Here is a 16,310-nt window from a genome sequence, read left to right as displayed (position 1 = left end):
CCCGGCGCGCGCAGGCCGCCAAGGCCACCGGGTGCTTAGCTCAGTCGGTAGAGCGGCGCCCTTACAAGGCGTAGGTCGGCGGTTCGAACCCGTCAGCACCCACCACCACACCCTCCCGGCCCGAAGCGGGTTAGGGAGCGCTGCTGCGTAGAATCCGCGCCCGCTCAAGCATGAGCGGGGTGGCGGCCAGCCTGCGAGCGGCCGCATCCTGCAGTCCCGTCGACGCGCATGGCCACATCCGTTGGCCCGAGGTTCCACTTCATGTTCGATTTCGTCCGCAACAACACCCGAATCGTGTTGGGTGCGTTGCTGCTGCTGATCATCCCGTCGTTCGTGTTCTTCGGCGTCGAGGGCTACACGCAGTTCCGCGATGGCAGCAACGCCAGCGTCGCCCGGGTCGACGGCCGCTCGATCACCCGCGCCGAGTGGGAGCGTGCCCACCAGCGTGCCGTTGACCGCCAGCGGCGCGAGAACCCGAACGCCACAGGCCTGGACACCGACGCCGCACGCGCGGCGACGCTGGAGGGCCTGGTGCGCGAGCGTGTGCTGGACGCGGCCGGCCGGGCGATGCACCTGGCGCCGTCCGACGACCGCCTGCGCCGCTTGTTTGCGACCGATCCGCAGTTCGCCGGCATCCGCAATCCCGACGGCAGCGTCAGCCGTGAGCAGCTGGCCGCGCAGGGCCTCAGCTCGGAGATGTTCGCGCTGCAGCTGCGTGGCGACCTCGCGGCCCAGCAGGTGGTGCTCGGCACCGCGCGCACCGCCCTGGCCACGCCGGCCATCGCCGATGCCACGCTCAACCCGCTGCTGCAGCGCCGCGAGGTGCAGGTGCAGCGTTTCGCGCCGGCGGCTTTCCGCGCGCAGGTGAACCCGAGCGATGCCGAGATCGAGGCCCACTACAACGCGCGCCAGGCCGATTTCCGGGCGGCGGAGCAGGCGCAGATCGAGTACCTGGTGCTGGACCTGGCGACCCTGGCTGCCCGCCAGACCGTGGGCGAGGAGGAGCTGCGCAAGTTCTACGCTGACAACCCCGCTCGATTCGGCACGCCCGAGGAGCGCCGTGCCAGCCACGTGCTCATCAAGGCCGATGCCTCGGCCTCGAAGGCCGACAAGGCCAAGGCCCGGGCCCGTGCCGAGGAACTGCTGGCGGAAGCGCGCAAGGAACCGAAGCGTTTTGCCGAGATCGCGCGCCGCCACTCGCAGGACGAAGGCTCGGCCGCGCAGGGCGGCGATCTCGACTTCTTTGGCCGCGGTGCCATGGTCAAGCCCTTCGAGGACGCGGCGTTCCGACTCAAGCCGGGCGAGATCAGCGAGGTCTTCGAGACCGACTTCGGTTACCACTTCCTCACCGTCACGGCCGTGCGCGGCGGCCAGAGCAAGCCCTTCGCCAGCGTGCGGGCGGAGATCGAGGCCGAGCTGCGGCTGCAGCTGGCCCGCGCCGAGTGGGCCAAGGTCTCTCAGGCCTTCACCGACATCGTCTACGAGCAGTCCGACTCGCTGCAGCCGGCGGCCGACAAGCTGAAGCTGCCGAAGCAGACGGCCACCGTCACCCGAACGCCCGCACCGGGCGCGAGCGGGCTTCTGGCGTCGCCCAAGCTGCTGGACGCGGTGTTCTCGACCGAGTCCATCGAGGGCAAACGCAACACCGATGCGGTGGAGACCGGCAGCAACCAGCTGGTGGCGGCGCGCATCGTCAGCCACAGCCCGGCCAGGGTGCGCCCGCTGGCCGAGGTCAAGGCGCTCGTGCGAGAGAGTCTGATCACCGAGCGCAGCCGGGTGCTGGCGCGTCAGGCCGGCGAGGCCCGCGTGCAGGCCTTGCGCCAGAACCCGGCCGAGTCGCTGCCGGGGCCGACCGCGGTGCTCTCGCGCGTGGACACGCAAGGCGCGCCGGACTCGGTGCTGGACGCCGTGATGGGTGCCGATGCGCGCACGCTGCCGGCCATCGTCGGCGTCGACCTCCAGGCCGCCGGTTACCTGGTGCTGCGCGTCACCCAGGTGCTGCCGCGCGAGCCCGCCGCGGGTGCCGACGCGATGCTGCGCGAACGTTACGCGCAGGCCTGGGGGGCGGCCGAGTCCGACGCCTACCTGGCGTCTTTGCGCTCGCGCTTCAAGGCGCGCATCGAGCCCGGTGTGCGCATGCAGACCGACACCGAAGGCAGTGGCCGCTGAGGCCCTGCCTCTATACTCTCGCGCTTCGACGGTGGCTGTAGCTCAGTTGGTAGAGTCCCAGATTGTGATTCTGGTCGTCGTGGGTTCGAGTCCCATCAGCCACCCCATCCCAGCGTTTCACTCGGTCCCATGCCGGACCGAACTTCCCGCTAAATCAACGACTTAGACAGTCGCTTGAGTCAGGAAGGCTCCTGTCGTCCCACGGCAGCGCAGCGAAGTTGGGGGAACATCTGGGGGAACAAATGGCGTGTTCGCAGCCATTTGACGTTTTGTTCCCCCATGCTCACCGACAAGCAGTGCAAGAACGCGAGTTGCGACGCGGGTAGGCCCCGCGTGCGCCTGGCCGATTCCGGCGGTCTGTACCTGGAGGTCTCGCCCTCTGGGTCCAAGCGCTGGTTCTGGAAGTACCGCTTCGACGGGAAGGAGAAGCGCCTTGCCCTCGGGGCCTATCCAGATCTGGGTCTGAAGGAGGCCAGGGTCGCACGTGATGATGCGCGCAAGCAACATCAGTCCGGCGCAGATCCGGTGCTCACGCGGCAGGTGGAGCGCCTCAGTTCCCGGTTCGACGCCAACGCCAGCTTCGAGGTGACCGCGCGTGAGTTCCACGCGACCAAGAAGGTCGGCTGGAGCGATCACTACGCCAAGCGCTGGATGGAGCGCCTCGAGAAGGACATCTTCCCCTGGCTGGGCAAGCTTCCGCTCTCCCAGATCGGCGCACCGATGCTGCTGCAGACGCTGCGGCGCGTCGAGGCACGTGGCACGCGCGAACTGCCTCACTCTCTGCTGGAAGCCTGCGGGCAGGTGTTTCGATACGGCGTTGCCACCGGACGTTGTGAGCGCAGCCCCGCTTCGGATCTGCGCGGCGCACTGAAGCCGGTGCTGACCAGACACGTCTCGGCGATCGTCAAACCGGATCAGGTCGGCGACTTGATGCGCGCGATCGACGGCTACCACGGTCACCCCGTTACCCGGGCGGCACTGCTTCTGTCGGCGCTGCTCTTCCAGCGGCCAGGGAACATCCGGCAGATGGAGTGGGCCGAGCTGGATCTCGAGGCAAAGATGTGGGCGATTCCCTCCGCCAAGATGAAGCGGACGAAGCTGGAGAAGATCAACGGAAGGCCGCATCTGGTTCCGCTCGCCACCCAGGCTGTAGACGCTCTGAAGGACCTGATGCCGCTGACCGGCCGAGGGCGATACGTGTTTCCGTCCCTGATCAGTGCCAAGCGGCCGATGAGCGAGAACACGGTCCGCGTTGCCCTGCGCCGGCTAGGCTTCGACAACGAGACGATGACTCCCCATGGATTCCGGGCGATGGCCCGTACCGTGATGGTGGAGCGGCTCAACGTGGCGCCGGACGTGATCGAGGCCCAGTTGGCACATGGGAAGTCCGGCCCGCTGGGCGCTGCCTACGACAGGGCAGAGTTCATCGAGCAGCGGCGCGACATGATGAAGGCCTGGGCGGACTACTTGGACGAACTCAGACGGAGGCACTCAGCAGAGCGTTCAGCGCAAGCCGCATAGGGTTCATAGCGCATTCGGCAGCTGGCGCATCGTGTAAGGGGCGGGCTTCGCGGCCGAAGCCATAGCCCAAGAGTCCCGTACTCGATGGCAGCGACGAACCGTTTGTATCCGCGCCACTCCAAGAAATGTCCGACACTTTGATTGCCTACAGCTTTGGTGGCACCCATGCGACTGGTCCTGTTTGCCGCAGTTATCGCTCTCGGCGCGATGATTGGCGTGATCGCCGCGGCGGGCGATGACACCTCTACGAGGGTCACGATGGCGTTCGTGGGAGTTCTCTTCGCGCTGCCGGTGGCGGCCTTGCTGGCTCGTCGGCGCAAGGGTTCTGAGCGCGGTCAGTTGTCTGACGAGCTTCTCGACACGTCAGGATCAACTTCCCCAAGATCGTTGTCGGCCAACTATTGGCGAGACCGAGGTCATCCGCCCTTCATGAAGCCTTCCGATGGCGATCCGGACAAGCACATGTTCGATCCCGATCGGCTCTCCTGACTACTTCCGCTTCAGGATGTCCTTGACGGCATCGGCTGCGCTCTCGGCCGTGGTAGCAGCATCTTTGCCCACTTGCTTGGCGGACTGCTTCAGCAAGGATCTACGCGGCACGAGGGTGCCGTCTTCGGCTCGGTCGGCTTCGATGTTTCGACCTAGCTGATCTGCCTGCGCTCCGGCGCGTTGCCGAAGCGCCGTCGCCTCAGTTTGCATTTGATCTCGGCGCAGCTCCGGCGACTCGGCGGGTGCAGTTGGTGGAGAGGGATTCCCGCGAATTCTCCTGACGGCGGCATCAGAGTCTTTGCGCATGCCGGGTACATCGACCGTCGAGTCCACGATTGCCGACTGGCGAAGATGCTCGGTAGGGAGCGACCCGAACGTCACTGGCACGCCAGTCCCATCCGTGAATGTTCGATTCGGCCCGAGGGCTCGACGTGCGAGTTCGGCTTCAAAGAGCGCTTGCGCCGCCGCACTGGTGCCTCCGTACTGCTCAGCGTAGCGGGTGAACATGGCGAGGTTATGTGGATCCTGGGCCAGGTCAATGGAGATGACTTCGCCCCTCTCAAGCGCAGTGGCCAGCCGTTCGGAGTAGCTGGTTCTTTGCGCCAGCGCAGCTTCAGCACGGGTGGTCCGGGTGGCAGATGAACTGATGCGTGACGCGATCTCCGTGGCTTCACGTGCGTCGGCCGCAACCGCAGTCGAGAAGCTCGAATCTCTGGACACCCGATCGCCGAACTGCTTGAACTCGCTGAGTTGCTCGCTGGTCATGCTGCCGAGCACCTTCTGCTCCTGCGCTGTCAGGCCCGACAAGTAGCTCTTGTCTGCTGTGGCATTGAGCTTTCCGCCAGCGACTGCGGTGGTCAGTCCCAGGTGTGCGGCTGCGCCGAAGGCTATGTTTGCAACTTGCGACTGAGACATGCCAGTGCTGTCGGCGACGCTCCGCGTGATCTGGTCCAGCCGGTTCAGCGTCTGCCCCAACTGCTCGAAGCTGCTGGACGTCGCCCCCGCGCTGCTCCGCGATGACTTCAGCTTTGCCAAGCCCTTTGTGAACGCCTCGGACAGCACCGCCGAACGTTCGGTGCTGGCGGCGACCGCCTCGCTGCGGGCTGCGTCGACCTGGCGGCTGGCGTCCTGCACGTCCTGCTCGCTCACGCGCATCGATACGACCCGAGACGCATAGCCCTGGTTGCGCAGCAGGCTCACGGCCGTCTTGCCGGTCAGCATGTTCGACGAGAACGTGTTGCCGCTGATGTCGTTCTGCCAGTTGCTCATGAAGGCGGAGGTCCGGTTCGGCGCGAGCCGGATCTGGTCCATCGAGACATTGCCCATGCTCAGGTTGCCAGCGGCGGCACCTGCCGTGGCGCCGGCCACCATCGACTGCAGGCCCGAGAGGCCGCCGACCAGCGCGGTGCCGAAGGTCTCCATCCGTTTGAGCGCTGCCCAGGCAATGAGCGGGATGCTGATGGCCAGGTAGCCGACCACGGCCTCGCCGGAGATCGCCCGGGAGTAGATCGTCGAGGCCGTCTGCAGCGACAGCGCCTTGGCGCCGCTGCCCAGGTCGGCCGCTGCCGCCAGATCGTAGGCGGCGTAGATCGACGCCATGTAGTTGAGCACCGCGTAGAGCGGCGGCCAAAGCTGGATCCAGATCAGCACCGCAGCGTAGCCCTTGAAAGCCAGCATCGTCTCGCGCCCGCTGGTCAGCAGCATCAGCAGGACGAGCAGCGGGAACAGTGCGTAGGTGATGGCCTCAATGACGTTGCGGAACACTGGCAACGCCTGCTCGGCGACCTTGCCGGCGTTCAGCCAGCTGGCGTTCTGCTGCGCCACCGACTGCGCCCGCCCGACGGCCAGCACCATGGCGGCCGGGTCGTTCACCTTCTGCCCGACGATCTTGCTGGTGTCGTTGATCGCATTCAGCACCGCGTTCTGGCGGATGAGGTCGGCCGCCGTCGCGGCGGCGGTGGCGATGCTGTTCTTCAGGTAGGCCTGCTGGATCTGCCCGGCTATGGCGGCATTGGCGGCCGCGGTCGGCAGCGTCGGGTTCAGCTGGAACGCCAACTTGCCCTGGATGCGTGTCAGCTGGGCCGGCAGCCGGCCATTGAGGTTCGTGTAGGCGTTCGGGCAGGTGTCGACGGTGATCGCGCTGGCGCTGGTCAGTGTCGTGAAACGGGCCGGGTTGGGCGACGCCATCAACGCCCACACGTCGTCAGAACTCGAGAACGTGCCCGGATCGACCGTGCCGTCGATCAGGTCGTACATCGTGCAGTTGTGGATGAAGTTGACCAGGTCGGTGCGGAGGTTCGGGTCCTGGAAGGCCACGCTGCCTGTCTCCCGGATGAGGCGGTTGCCGAACATCAGGCCGTTCTTCTCGTAGCTCAGTTCGCTCGGCAGGGCGCCGACCCCCGGGATGACCTGGAAGGCGGTCTCGAACAAGCCCGTGAGCGTGTGCCCGACCGTGCTGGTCACGCTGCCGAGGAAGGCCACGCCGAACGGAACGTTGGCCACCACCTTCACGGCGGAGCCCCCGGTCTTGTCGACGACGCCCACGGTCACCCGCGGCATGATGAGCACCGAGAACACCAGCAGTACCGTGGCCAGCCACTTCCAGCCCTGCAGCTTCTCTGGCGCGAAGGCGTAGGCCACCAGCGCCGCAATGAAACCGCAGAAAGCCACGGCGGCAACCGCCGCCATGTAGTCGCTGGAGCCATGGATGGCTGCCGCGGCGTTGAAGATGCCGAACAGGCTGTCGGCGTTCTGGTAGGCGTAGATCTCCCACATTGGGTGCTCCTGGGGAAGGGCCGACCTCCGGATTGCTGGCGCGGTGCCGGAAGGCGACGGTCCTGCCTGGCTCGGTATCAGCGGGCCTGGAAGGCCGCCTGCTGCCCGAGCATGTCCATCACGTGCTGGGGCATGCTGGACCGCAGTTGCCGCTCGAGCTGTTCAAGGTGGCTGGACACCGCGCGGAACGAGCCGACCTTCTGGTACAGAAGGTTCTTCTCCTGCGACAACTGCAGCAGCATGGCCTGGGCCCGTTGCCTCACCAGGTTGGCGCGATCGCGCTGGGTCTGCTGCAGGGTGTAGTCCTTGTCGAGGGCTGCCATGCCCACGCGAAGGTTCCGCTCCAGGAAGACGTAGGCGTAGTCGGCCGCGATCACGTCGCGGTACTGCGCGATCAGGCTGTCGGACAGCCCCGAGCCGGGGATCGTCGCTCCGATCGAGAGCATCTTGTAGACCGGCTCGGTGGTCTGGTTGACGAAGCCGACCTCGGCCGAGTTGTTCGGGATCGCCGTGCGCGTGGCGATCTTGTCCGCGATCGAGCGCATCATGGTCTCGACCCGGGCGGTGAAGGGCGTGTGGGTGTAGCTGGTGTTGAGCGTCACCACGTCGCAGTCGGTGAAGTTGTTGCACCGGAGCAGATGCTGTGTGACGTTGGTGCCGGTGCCCGCCGCCTGGCCGTACAGCAACTGGCTGATCGAGGTGATCGTCGGCGCGATGGGTTCGGGGTCACGCGCAGCGTCCTCGGGGTAGAAGATCACCGTGCCGACGATGCTCATGATGAGCTCGCGCTCCGGGTCGTCGAGAAAGGTGCCGGTGCGCTGCAGCGCCTTCCAGGTCAGGTTGCCGACGAAGGGCGCCTTGTTGCGGATGTTGGCATCGCCCGACGATCGGGCCGATGCCAGGATGCTGGGTCGGTCGGTCGCACAGCGGCGGCGCGCGGCATCCCGATCGGTCTCCAGGCCCATCTCGATGGCCAGATCGGAACAGGCCTCCTGCGAACTGAAACCCGCGGCTTCGGCGGCCGTGCTGACGATGGCCTTTGCGGTCTCGCAGGAATTGATGCGCGCGTTGTTGATCCAGGTCTCCAGGCCCTTGGCCCACTTGGTCAGCCCACCCAGCAGCGGCGAGACCGACTCCAGCGCCAGCTGGAACGCGATGCCCGGCAGCGCCGCGGTGATGTTGCGCAGCATGTTCTTGAACTCGGCCGCCGAGATGTGCGAGAAGGAACCGCCGAACACGTCGATGCCGCCGCAGCCGGCCCGCGCGCTGGGGAACTGGACGGCTGCGAGCTGGTAAACCTTGTTCGGCGCGCGCATGAACAGGTTGCCGCCGGTGTAGGTGTTGAAGGTCTGCCCACGAAACGCCCCCGGCGCGGTGTAGTTGCCGATGCTGCCCAGGCTGTTGAACATGTTGTTCACCTCGGTGTTCAGGTCGCCGGCCCGCAGTGACGCAGGCCCCAGGCCGAGGGCGCCACAGCACAGGGCGGCCGTCACTTTGCGGGGCAGGGAACGGTCGACGGTGTTGCGCTTCATTGCGGACTCCTCTGGATTCAAGTCGCCGAGTGGGGCGGCAGCTTTTGCATCAGCGCGGATCGACCATGCGGGCCTGCGCCTGCAGGTTCCGAGCGCCGCCCAAGGTCGGCGAGGTGGCGCTGTCGGGCGTGGCGGCGACGATCGAGATGCGCTCCACCAACTGCGCTTCGGATAGCACGCCGAAGCCGATCGGGGTGATCTTTCCGGTGTAGGGCTGGGCGAGGTAGACGGCGGGCACCTGGCTCACACGCAGCGTGGTGGCGATGCCGTTGTCGCGCCGGGCATCGGCGAAGCCTGGGATCGTGCCGCCATCGACGCTGATCGCGACCACCTTGATGCCGTGCCTCGTCTGGAAGGCCTCGAGCGTCGGCGCGAAGGCATGGCAGTAGGGGCAGTCGCTGCGGAAGAAGAAGAACAGGACGTGGTCGCGGCCGAGTGCGCTGATGGACTGGCTGCGCTGGGCCGTCTGCAACTGGTCGAACACGTCCAGGGCCTTGGCGTTCACCGGGCGCCCTTGGAGCGTGGGGTCGAGTTCCGGGCTGGCCCAGGCGATGCGCTGCGCCACGTCGGCAAAGGTCGATGCGCGCGACACCACCCGGGCCTCCAGCTCCATGTAGCGGCGCACGTTGGCTTCGGTCGGCCGCATGATGGCGATGTGGCGACGCTCCTCGAGGGCCTTCTGCAGACGCTCGAACTCGACGATCTCGGGGGGCTTGGCAGGCGTGCGACGGGCCGCAGCGGAGGCGCCTGATGCTGGCACCACCGGCCGCGGCGTGGAGGCGGGCGGTTCAGGCGGCGGGATCTCCGGCTCTTCGTAAAAGTGCCAGCCACGCCAGTTGTCGGACCAGTACGCTCGCCCGGAATCCTGTGACTGGGCGTAGACCATCGACACGGTGCCAAGCCCGATGACGAGCAAGAGGACGAGCGATAGGACGAGCCCGACGGGATGGGATGCCGGCCGGCGCAACCTCATGGGCGCCTCCTCACGACAGTGACTGCGGTGGCTGGCCATCGCGGCAGTAGTTGATGCCGAAGTCGATCGTCTGCCGCCGGGGCGCCTGCACACCGCCGGCGCCGTAGTTCGGCAGCTGCACGCCGTCCTGCCAGAAGCGCACGCTCAGACGGCTGCAGCCGGGCTGGGCATAGCGCTTCTCGGTGCGCACGTCGATGTGGATCGGCGTCGTTGCCTTGAACCGCTGCGAGATCGCGTCGGCCACCTCGCCGACGAGGACGCCGTGGGCCTTGCCGTCGGGTGCGTCCAGGGCCGCCAGCATCAGCTGCCTGGCATCGCGGACCGGCAGCCGTTCCTGGGCCGCAGCAGCCGCGGCGATCAAGGCCCAGGCGACGCCGGCCAGGACGGCGGGGGTGGTCATTGGCACTTCCCCTGGCCGTAGTAGCAGGTGGGAATGCGGCTGGCGCTGCCGGCCTGCAGCGCGCCAACGTTCGGCAGTGTCGGCACCAGCGACGCATAGAACTCCGACAAGTCCATTGCCGCGAAGTTGAGCGTCTGCAACTGGGCCACCGTGAAACCCGAACAGTCGGCGTTCTGCGCACCGCCCCAGCCCTTGCCGATCTGCGCGCGGCCCTGTTCATTGACGATGCGCGCCAGCATCGAGTTGAAGCAGCACTTCGAGGTGGTGCGCTCGACGCAGGACACGCACACGCCCAGGACCCGGAAGCAGGATGAGCACCAGGTGCCGATCGTGTGGCACAGCCTGGCGCCTTCCTTCATCGCCAGCTTTCCCTCGTGCTCGTTGCACGACATCATCGAAAGGACGATGTAGATGATCACCGCGATGGCTAGCGTCCAGGGGTCGAAGGCCACCACGATGCTTTCGCCGGCGTACACGGCCACCGAGCCTGCGGGCAGGGCGGCTCCGTTGACGGCCACCGTCACGCCGTAGGTCGTGTACGTGCCGCTGAAGCCACCGCCCATCAGCAGGGCCGAGATGCCCTGGTAGATGAACTGCTGGTTCTGCGAGTTCATCAGCACATCAAAGACCAGGCGCGAGCCGCCGCCGAAGATGCTCTGGTTGGTCATGCCCGCGCCCGCCCCGTCGGCGTAGCAGCAGTTCTTCAACAGGCGGTCGCGGCAGCGGTTCTCCTCGCCCTTGAAGACCTGCATGCGGTCTGCATCCAGGTAGATGCCGGCTTCGCGCCCGGCCTCGAGCATCGACATGCTGCGCGCGAAGTCCGGGTCGTTCGGCGCGCCGATGTCGAAGCAGTTGCCGCCCAGGCAGAAGACGTTGGTGGGGCAGTTGCTGCTGGTCGTGACAGTCTCTGCCGGCACGGGGCAGCTGTAACCGTCCTCGAACACCTCGCACACGCCGGTGACGGCATGGGCCTGCCGGCAGGTCGACGACTGCGGGGTGCAGCCTGCCGCCACCAGGGGTGCGCACTGGTCGGCCGACGCGCCGCCGCTGCAGGACATCGTGCTGGTGTACTCCCAGCAGCTGCGGGTGACGGCCACGCCATCGACGACCTTGGTCGCCGGGCCATCGGTGCAGACGGCTGGCGTGGGGGTGGTGCAGCGGCCACCGGCGTCCAGGCTCGGGCACTGGTCATCCCAGCGGTCGGCTTCGGTGACCGTGGTGGCCGGCCTCGTGTAGGACAGCCGCATCGTCGGGATCGGGCCGAATGCGGGGTTCGGCGTCCAGCCGATCACGGCCCGGTCGGTGTCGATGTTCCAGTAGGTGCCGCCCACCGTGCCCGTGATGTCGATGCCGGCGTAGGGCGTCCAGCCGGGCGCAGGTGCGTAGCACTTGCTGCCGTCCAAGACGGTGGTGGTGCAGCCGCTGTCGCCCTGGCAGACGGTGTCCTGGATGTTGTCGCCGCTCTGCGTGCCTGCGCGGCAAGCGGCGTAGACCTTGAGGAAGGGCTCGACGCTGGTGCAGCTGTAGCCGGAGTCGCCGCCACCCGTGCAGACCTCGGCGCGCTCCGGGGCCACCATCGCAGTCAGGCTGCAGGTCGATCCGCTGCAGCTCTTGTCAGCCACCCAGACGGCCGTCCGGATGGGCAGCCCGTCGATCATCGAGTAGGTGGTGTCGAGGACCGAGACGATCTGCGGGAAGACGACCGGCGTCGTCATGTCCACGTCGAAGAAGCTGAGCGGGTTGCCGTCCTGGGTGACGCGGAAGTGCTGTGCCGTGACGGCGCGGTCGGGCAGGCACTGCACGGCCAGACCGGTGCGGCCGGAGGCAGCATGGGCGAACCAGTCGCCCGGGTTGCAACTCGTGGTCCTTGTCGTGCTGACGGTCAAGCTGCGGCTGCAGCTGTAGTTGCCGACGCCGAGGTAGCGCAGGCAACTGCGCGGCTGCATGCCGGCGGGCACAGCGGTGGCCGTGGTGGTGCAACCGCTGTAGTAGGCGGCCAGGCTGCCCAGCTCGACCGAAGGCGTGCGGCCGATCGCGCGCGCGGCAGCAACGGCGGGGTCATAGGCGCCGATCGTCGGGCGCGGCGTGTTGGCCGAGGAGACGGCGCCGCGCTGCGCCTGGCAGAGCGGATCGGTGGGGGTCAGCGAACAGGCGGCCAGCCGCGCGCTGCCCTGCGACGACAGGTTGGGCTGGCGGTAGTGGCTGCGCTCGGGCGGCGTGGTCGTGTAGCCCGGTACCACGGCGGTGGCGCCGGGGGTGGTGACGCTGCCGCGCGCGACCGGGTTCGCGGACTGGCCTGCGGCGACACCTTCCTCGTGCGGGCCGGCGACGGCGGCGGTCTGCGTCGCCAGGAAGCAGACGGCGGTGACGCAGGCGACGAAGCGGCGGAATGGCGACGCGCGGCTCGCCGTGGATGGCGAGGGGACAGGGTGGTGGCTATTGGGGCCGGGCGGGGTGGGGGGAGGCACGCCCCATCGTCAGGCGTGGTCCTGGCGGCGTCTCGGGGAAACGGAGGGCGGGAGGGCGGGGTTTCGAGGCTGGGCTACCCCGTCGGCGAGCGGCGGGTCTGCACCGACAGCAAGCTAGGCCAAGGTGGCAGCTCCAGCCGCCGCGAACTCAAGGAGTTGACATTGTCAGGAATATTCGTCAACATTGCTGACATTGGAGATGTCCATGAGCGATGGCCCGTATCGAAGCCTGCCCATGTCGCGGGGATGGAAGCGACTGGCGAAGTTCGCGGAGAACGCGAACTTCGACCGCGCGGACACTTGCGCGGCGGCCAAACATGCGCTCTCGACCACCTGGCGCAACGAGGTTCCTGCTGCCATCGTCAAGGGCATCCGGGAAGTGTTTCTAGAGCGGGAACCGGGGCTGTTCTCCGACATGCGGCTTGCCCGGATCGATGCCGTCGTGAGTGACAACGCGGGCTACGGCCTGGGACGCACGTTCGGCGCCCACGCTTCATGTGTCCTCAGCGAAGGACTGACGGGAGAGACGGGCCTTGCTGAAGCAGCGAGACGGACGCTCGACACCTACAACGCCCGAGCAACCCGGCAGATCGAGGAGCACTACTGCCGCGAGGCTTCGGCGCGCCTGACGCGGCAGGTGCGTGAGCGCATCGGGCAAGCCGTCGGCACCGCTGACCTCGACGCCCTGGCCCGGCAATGCGCCGGGCTGGAACCGCGCGCGCGGCGCAGCAGCGTGCGCAAGCACGCGGATATCGACGAAGGAGTGGCATTGTTATGAAGCGCGAAGATCACGAGCCTTCCGCTCCCTCCTTGCGCGTAGATGTTGTCGAGGCCGGGGTCCGCGCAAGACGGGGCTGCCGACCCTGTGAGATCGGTGCTGATCTGGCGTTCTCGACGTGCCATCTGGAGAGCTACTGCCTCGCGCAGTGGGAGCCAGTCATCTTCGACGCACTGGTCGTCGCTGCGGCGGTTGAGTTCTGCGACCGCATTCAGCGGCGGCAGACGCAGCACTGGGGTCGCAACATCGAATTGCGCATCCCTGTCCACGATCCGGACTGCTGGAAAACGCCACCGGTGAGCGACAGCCTCAAGGATGCGCTCGACTTTCTGACTGGGGACTGCTGGGAAATCTCGTTCACTCCGCGCAAGTCACCAGCTTATGTGCCCCAGCAGTTTGCATTCGAGATGCCCGGCAATGCCCGCGCTGTTATCCCATTCAGTGAGGGTCTCGATTCGCGGGCGGTCGCGGGGCTGATGCATCGTGAGCTGGGTGATGGACTGATGCGCGTGCGGCTTGGCAGGAAAGAGTTTCTGCCTGTTGTGGAGCCGTCTGGGAAGAAGCAGCCATTCACCTCCATTCCCTACCGGGTCAAGCCGAAGGCGGGCGAATTCGTCGAATCGAGCGCGCGCTCGCGCGGCTTCAAATTCGCGACGATCAGTGGCATTGCCGCCTACATGATCAAGGCCGAGCGCATCATCGTGACGGAGAGCGGTCAGGGGTCTATCGGGCCTGTGCTGGTCGCGGTGGGAAAGGGTTACGAGGACTACCGCTCCTACCCGCTCTTCACGGACAGGATGGAGACTTTCCTCCATGCCTTGTTCGGGCACCGCGTCCGCTTCGACTTTCCCCGGCTCTGGAACACCAAGGGAGAAACGCTCGCGGCCTTTGCCAAGGAGTGCGCCGACGGCGCTTCGTGGAACAAGACGTGGTCATGCTGGCAGCAGAACCGGCATTCGTCGGTTGCCAGACAAAAACGCCAGTGCGGCATCTGTGCGGCCTGCATGCTGCGTCGGCTCAGCGTTCACGCCGCCGGTCTTGCCGAAGCAAAGGAAACCTACGTCTGGGAAGACCTCTCGGCGCCGACCTTCGAAGGCGGTGCGAGTGCCGCCTTTGAGCACATCACGAAGGCTCAACGCGAGTACGCCATCGCGGGTGCGCTGCATCTTGACCATCTGGCAACGCTTCAGAAGTCGCCCATGAACAAGGGAACGATTGACCTGACCGTCGCGCAGCTCAGTCGATCTCGTGGAGTCCCGCAAGACACTGTCCTTGCCTCGATGAACCGCCTACTGAATCAACATGAAAGTGAATGGATGGATTTTCTTGATTCCCTCGGGCCTGACTCGTTCGTCGCGAACTGGGTGGCACGGTCATGAGCGATTCCTTTTTGAGCCAGACCGCGCCTGCCGAAGTCGGTGAGCGGCTGCGCCTTGCCCGCGAGGCCGCGAACATCACGCAGAAACAGGCGGCCGACGCGATCTCAGTCGCGCGGACGACGCTCGTTGCGATCGAGCAAGGACAGCGGCGTCTGCGGATCGACGAGTTGCAGGAGCTCGCCAGGCTCTACCGCGTATCGGTGAACGCGATCCTGCGTCGCGAGTCGGTCCATGTAGACCTGATCCCGCGCTTCCGGAAGTTGTTTGACGCGAAGGACACTTCCGCTGCGGTGGCCACCGAACTGCTCGCCAGCCTCGCGCGCGCGGAAGTCGAACTGGAGAACCTGCTGGGCGTCAAGCGCGCGCGCAACTATCCGCCGGAGCGCCCCATTCTGCCGGGCGATGTGCGGGCGCAGGCCGAACAGGATGCGTTAGAGCTACGCCAGCGTCTGGGCCTTGGCTTTGCACCCATTGCCGACATCGTGACCCTGCTGGAAATGGAGCTTGGCATACGGGTGTATGCACGGCGCTTCGAAGGGTCGGTCTCCGGTGTGTTCGTGTACGACGATACGCTGGGTGCCTGCATCCTCCTCAATGCGAATCATCCGCGCGATCGCCGCAACCAGACCGGCGGGCACGAGCTGGGGCACTTCATATCTGTCCGGCATCAGCCGGAGGTCCTGCATGCAGACGAGCCCGAGAACACGCGCGAGGAACGCTACGCCAATGCATTCGGGCGCTCCTTCCTGACGCCCGCTGGTGCGGTCCGGCAGAAGTTCCAGGAAGTGACGGCAGGTTCCACGCACCTAACGCGCCGCCACATCATCGTCATGGCGCACTTCTTCGGTGTTTCGCGTGAAGCCATGGTGCGGCGGCTTGAGGAACTGGGCCTGACCAGGAAGGGCACCTGGGACTGGTTCGCTGACAACGGCGGCATCACCGACGAGCAAGCCGTCCAAGTGCTGGGCGACCTGCGCACGCCGGATCGCCACAAGCAGGAGGCCGACAAGCCGACGACGATCCGCCTCAACCTGCTGGCTGCCGAAGCGTATCGCCGAGAACTACTTAGCGAAGGGCAGTTGGCGCGTCTACTTAACCTTGATCGCATTGAGCTGCGCGAAGTGCTGCAAGACATCGACCTGCAGGAGGATGAGGCCGATGGCGCGCCGACCCTCCTTACCTGAACCTCCCGCACTGCTGATTGCGGATGCAAGCGTCATCATCAACTTGAACGCGACGGGGTGCGCGGAGCAGATAGTCAGGGCACTGCCGCACCGCGTCGCGGTTGTCGATGTTGTGGTTGATGAGGTCGAGAACGGCCTGCGCAAAGGCCGACAGGACGCGATCAAGCTAGCTGCGTTGATCAATGCGAACGTTCTCGAGGTGGTAAAGCTCGGGCCTCAAGGATTGCTCTACTTTGAAGCCCTAGTGGTCGGCTCTGCCGGTGAGACCCTCGACGACGGCGAGGCGGCAACGATTGCCTATGCGGTGGAAGCGGGCGCGTGTGCCCTGATCGACGAGCGAAAGGCAAGGCGTCTCGCGGCCGAACGCCATGCCGCCATACCGTTGGGCTGCACAGCCGATCTGCTCGCGAGTGCTGAGTTCGAGCACGCCATTGGCGTGGCTGCGGTCGCCGAGGCTGTACACAATGCATTGATCTGTGCACGCATGCGCGTGCTTAACGTGCACATGGATTGGGTGGTGCAGTTGATCGGCGATGAGCGCGCTGCCGCATGCCTGTCCTTACCAGAGAGTGCTCGACGACAAGCGCGGGAGCGGCTGCGCGCGTCAAGCGCTGCGCCTCCAAGCACTTGATGCGATAGGCA

Annotated in this window: 12 protein-coding genes and 2 tRNA genes; 9 read left to right on the top strand and 5 right to left on the bottom strand. The window is 66.3% G+C overall.

What is annotated here, in order from left to right; translation table 11 throughout:
* The first annotated feature begins 29 nt into the window (after nt 1-29).
* From KA711_12930 to KA711_12910, 5 genes are all read left to right on the top strand, one after another.
* Nucleotides 30-105, top strand: a tRNA-Val gene (locus tag KA711_12930).
* A gap of 156 nt (nt 106-261) precedes the next feature.
* On the top strand, nt 262-2,169 hold the full coding sequence (locus KA711_12925) for a peptidylprolyl isomerase (protein ID MCM0609871.1): 1,908 nt from the start codon (nt 262-264) through the stop codon (nt 2,167-2,169).
* A 31-nt stretch (nt 2,170-2,200) separates the two neighbouring features.
* Nucleotides 2,201-2,276 (top strand) — tRNA-His (locus KA711_12920).
* A gap of 172 nt (nt 2,277-2,448) precedes the next feature.
* A complete protein-coding gene (locus KA711_12915; protein ID MCM0609870.1) occupies nt 2,449-3,690 on the top strand; it encodes an integrase arm-type DNA-binding domain-containing protein in 1,242 nt (413 codons plus the stop codon).
* A 165-nt stretch (nt 3,691-3,855) separates the two neighbouring features.
* Entirely contained in the window at nt 3,856-4,179 is a 324-nt protein-coding gene (locus tag KA711_12910) for a hypothetical protein (protein ID MCM0609869.1), read from the top strand.
* On the opposite strand, the gene KA711_12905 is transcribed toward KA711_12910, so the two are convergent.
* From KA711_12905 to traN, 5 genes are all read right to left on the bottom strand, one after another.
* A complete protein-coding gene (locus KA711_12905) occupies nt 4,180-6,954 on the bottom strand; it encodes a conjugal transfer protein TraG N-terminal domain-containing protein (protein MCM0609868.1) in 2,775 nt (924 codons plus the stop codon). It lies immediately after the preceding gene.
* A gap of 77 nt (nt 6,955-7,031) precedes the next feature.
* Nucleotides 7,032-8,486 (bottom strand): conjugal transfer protein TraH, encoded by a 1,455-nt coding sequence (locus KA711_12900; protein ID MCM0609867.1) that lies wholly within the window; start codon nt 8,484-8,486, stop codon nt 7,032-7,034.
* Nucleotides 8,487-8,535: 49 nt separating this feature from the next.
* On the bottom strand, nt 8,536-9,459 hold the full coding sequence (gene traF, locus KA711_12895; protein MCM0609866.1) for a conjugal transfer protein TraF: 924 nt from the start codon (nt 9,457-9,459) through the stop codon (nt 8,536-8,538).
* 10 nt (nt 9,460-9,469) lie between these two features.
* Complete coding sequence (locus KA711_12890; protein MCM0609865.1) at nt 9,470-9,859, bottom strand: hypothetical protein; 390 nt, start codon at nt 9,857-9,859, stop codon at nt 9,470-9,472.
* Entirely contained in the window at nt 9,856-12,327 is a 2,472-nt protein-coding gene (gene traN / locus KA711_12885) for a type-F conjugative transfer system mating-pair stabilization protein TraN (protein MCM0609864.1), read from the bottom strand. The genes KA711_12890 and traN overlap by 4 nt, the downstream gene beginning before the upstream one ends.
* A 205-nt stretch (nt 12,328-12,532) precedes the next feature.
* Here traN and KA711_12880 point away from each other — a divergent pair, with 205 nt between their 5' ends.
* Genes KA711_12880 through KA711_12865 form a run of 4 tightly spaced genes read left to right on the top strand, consistent with a single transcriptional unit; the run spans nt 12,533 to nt 16,299 of the window.
* Entirely contained in the window at nt 12,533-13,105 is a 573-nt protein-coding gene (locus KA711_12880) for a hypothetical protein (protein MCM0609863.1), read from the top strand.
* Nucleotides 13,102-14,484 (top strand): 7-cyano-7-deazaguanine synthase, encoded by a 1,383-nt coding sequence (locus KA711_12875; protein MCM0609862.1) that lies wholly within the window; start codon nt 13,102-13,104, stop codon nt 14,482-14,484. Before KA711_12880 ends, KA711_12875 begins: the two co-directional genes overlap by 4 nt.
* The gene (locus KA711_12870; GenBank protein MCM0609861.1) at nt 14,481-15,668 is read left to right on the top strand and encodes an ImmA/IrrE family metallo-endopeptidase; all 1,188 of its coding nucleotides are present in this window, start codon (nt 14,481-14,483) and stop codon (nt 15,666-15,668) included. Before KA711_12875 ends, KA711_12870 begins: the two co-directional genes overlap by 4 nt.
* Nucleotides 15,643-16,299 (top strand): hypothetical protein, encoded by a 657-nt coding sequence (locus KA711_12865; GenBank protein MCM0609860.1) that lies wholly within the window; start codon nt 15,643-15,645, stop codon nt 16,297-16,299. The genes KA711_12870 and KA711_12865 overlap by 26 nt, the downstream gene beginning before the upstream one ends.
* The last annotated feature ends 11 nt before the right edge of the window (nt 16,300-16,310 follow it).

Source organism: Ideonella sp. WA131b (genome assembly GCA_023657425.1).
Taxonomy (GTDB): Bacteria; Pseudomonadota; Gammaproteobacteria; order Burkholderiales; family Burkholderiaceae_C; genus Rubrivivax.
Note: the sequence above shows the minus strand (reverse complement) of the source record. Positions and strands in the feature narration are given on the sequence as shown.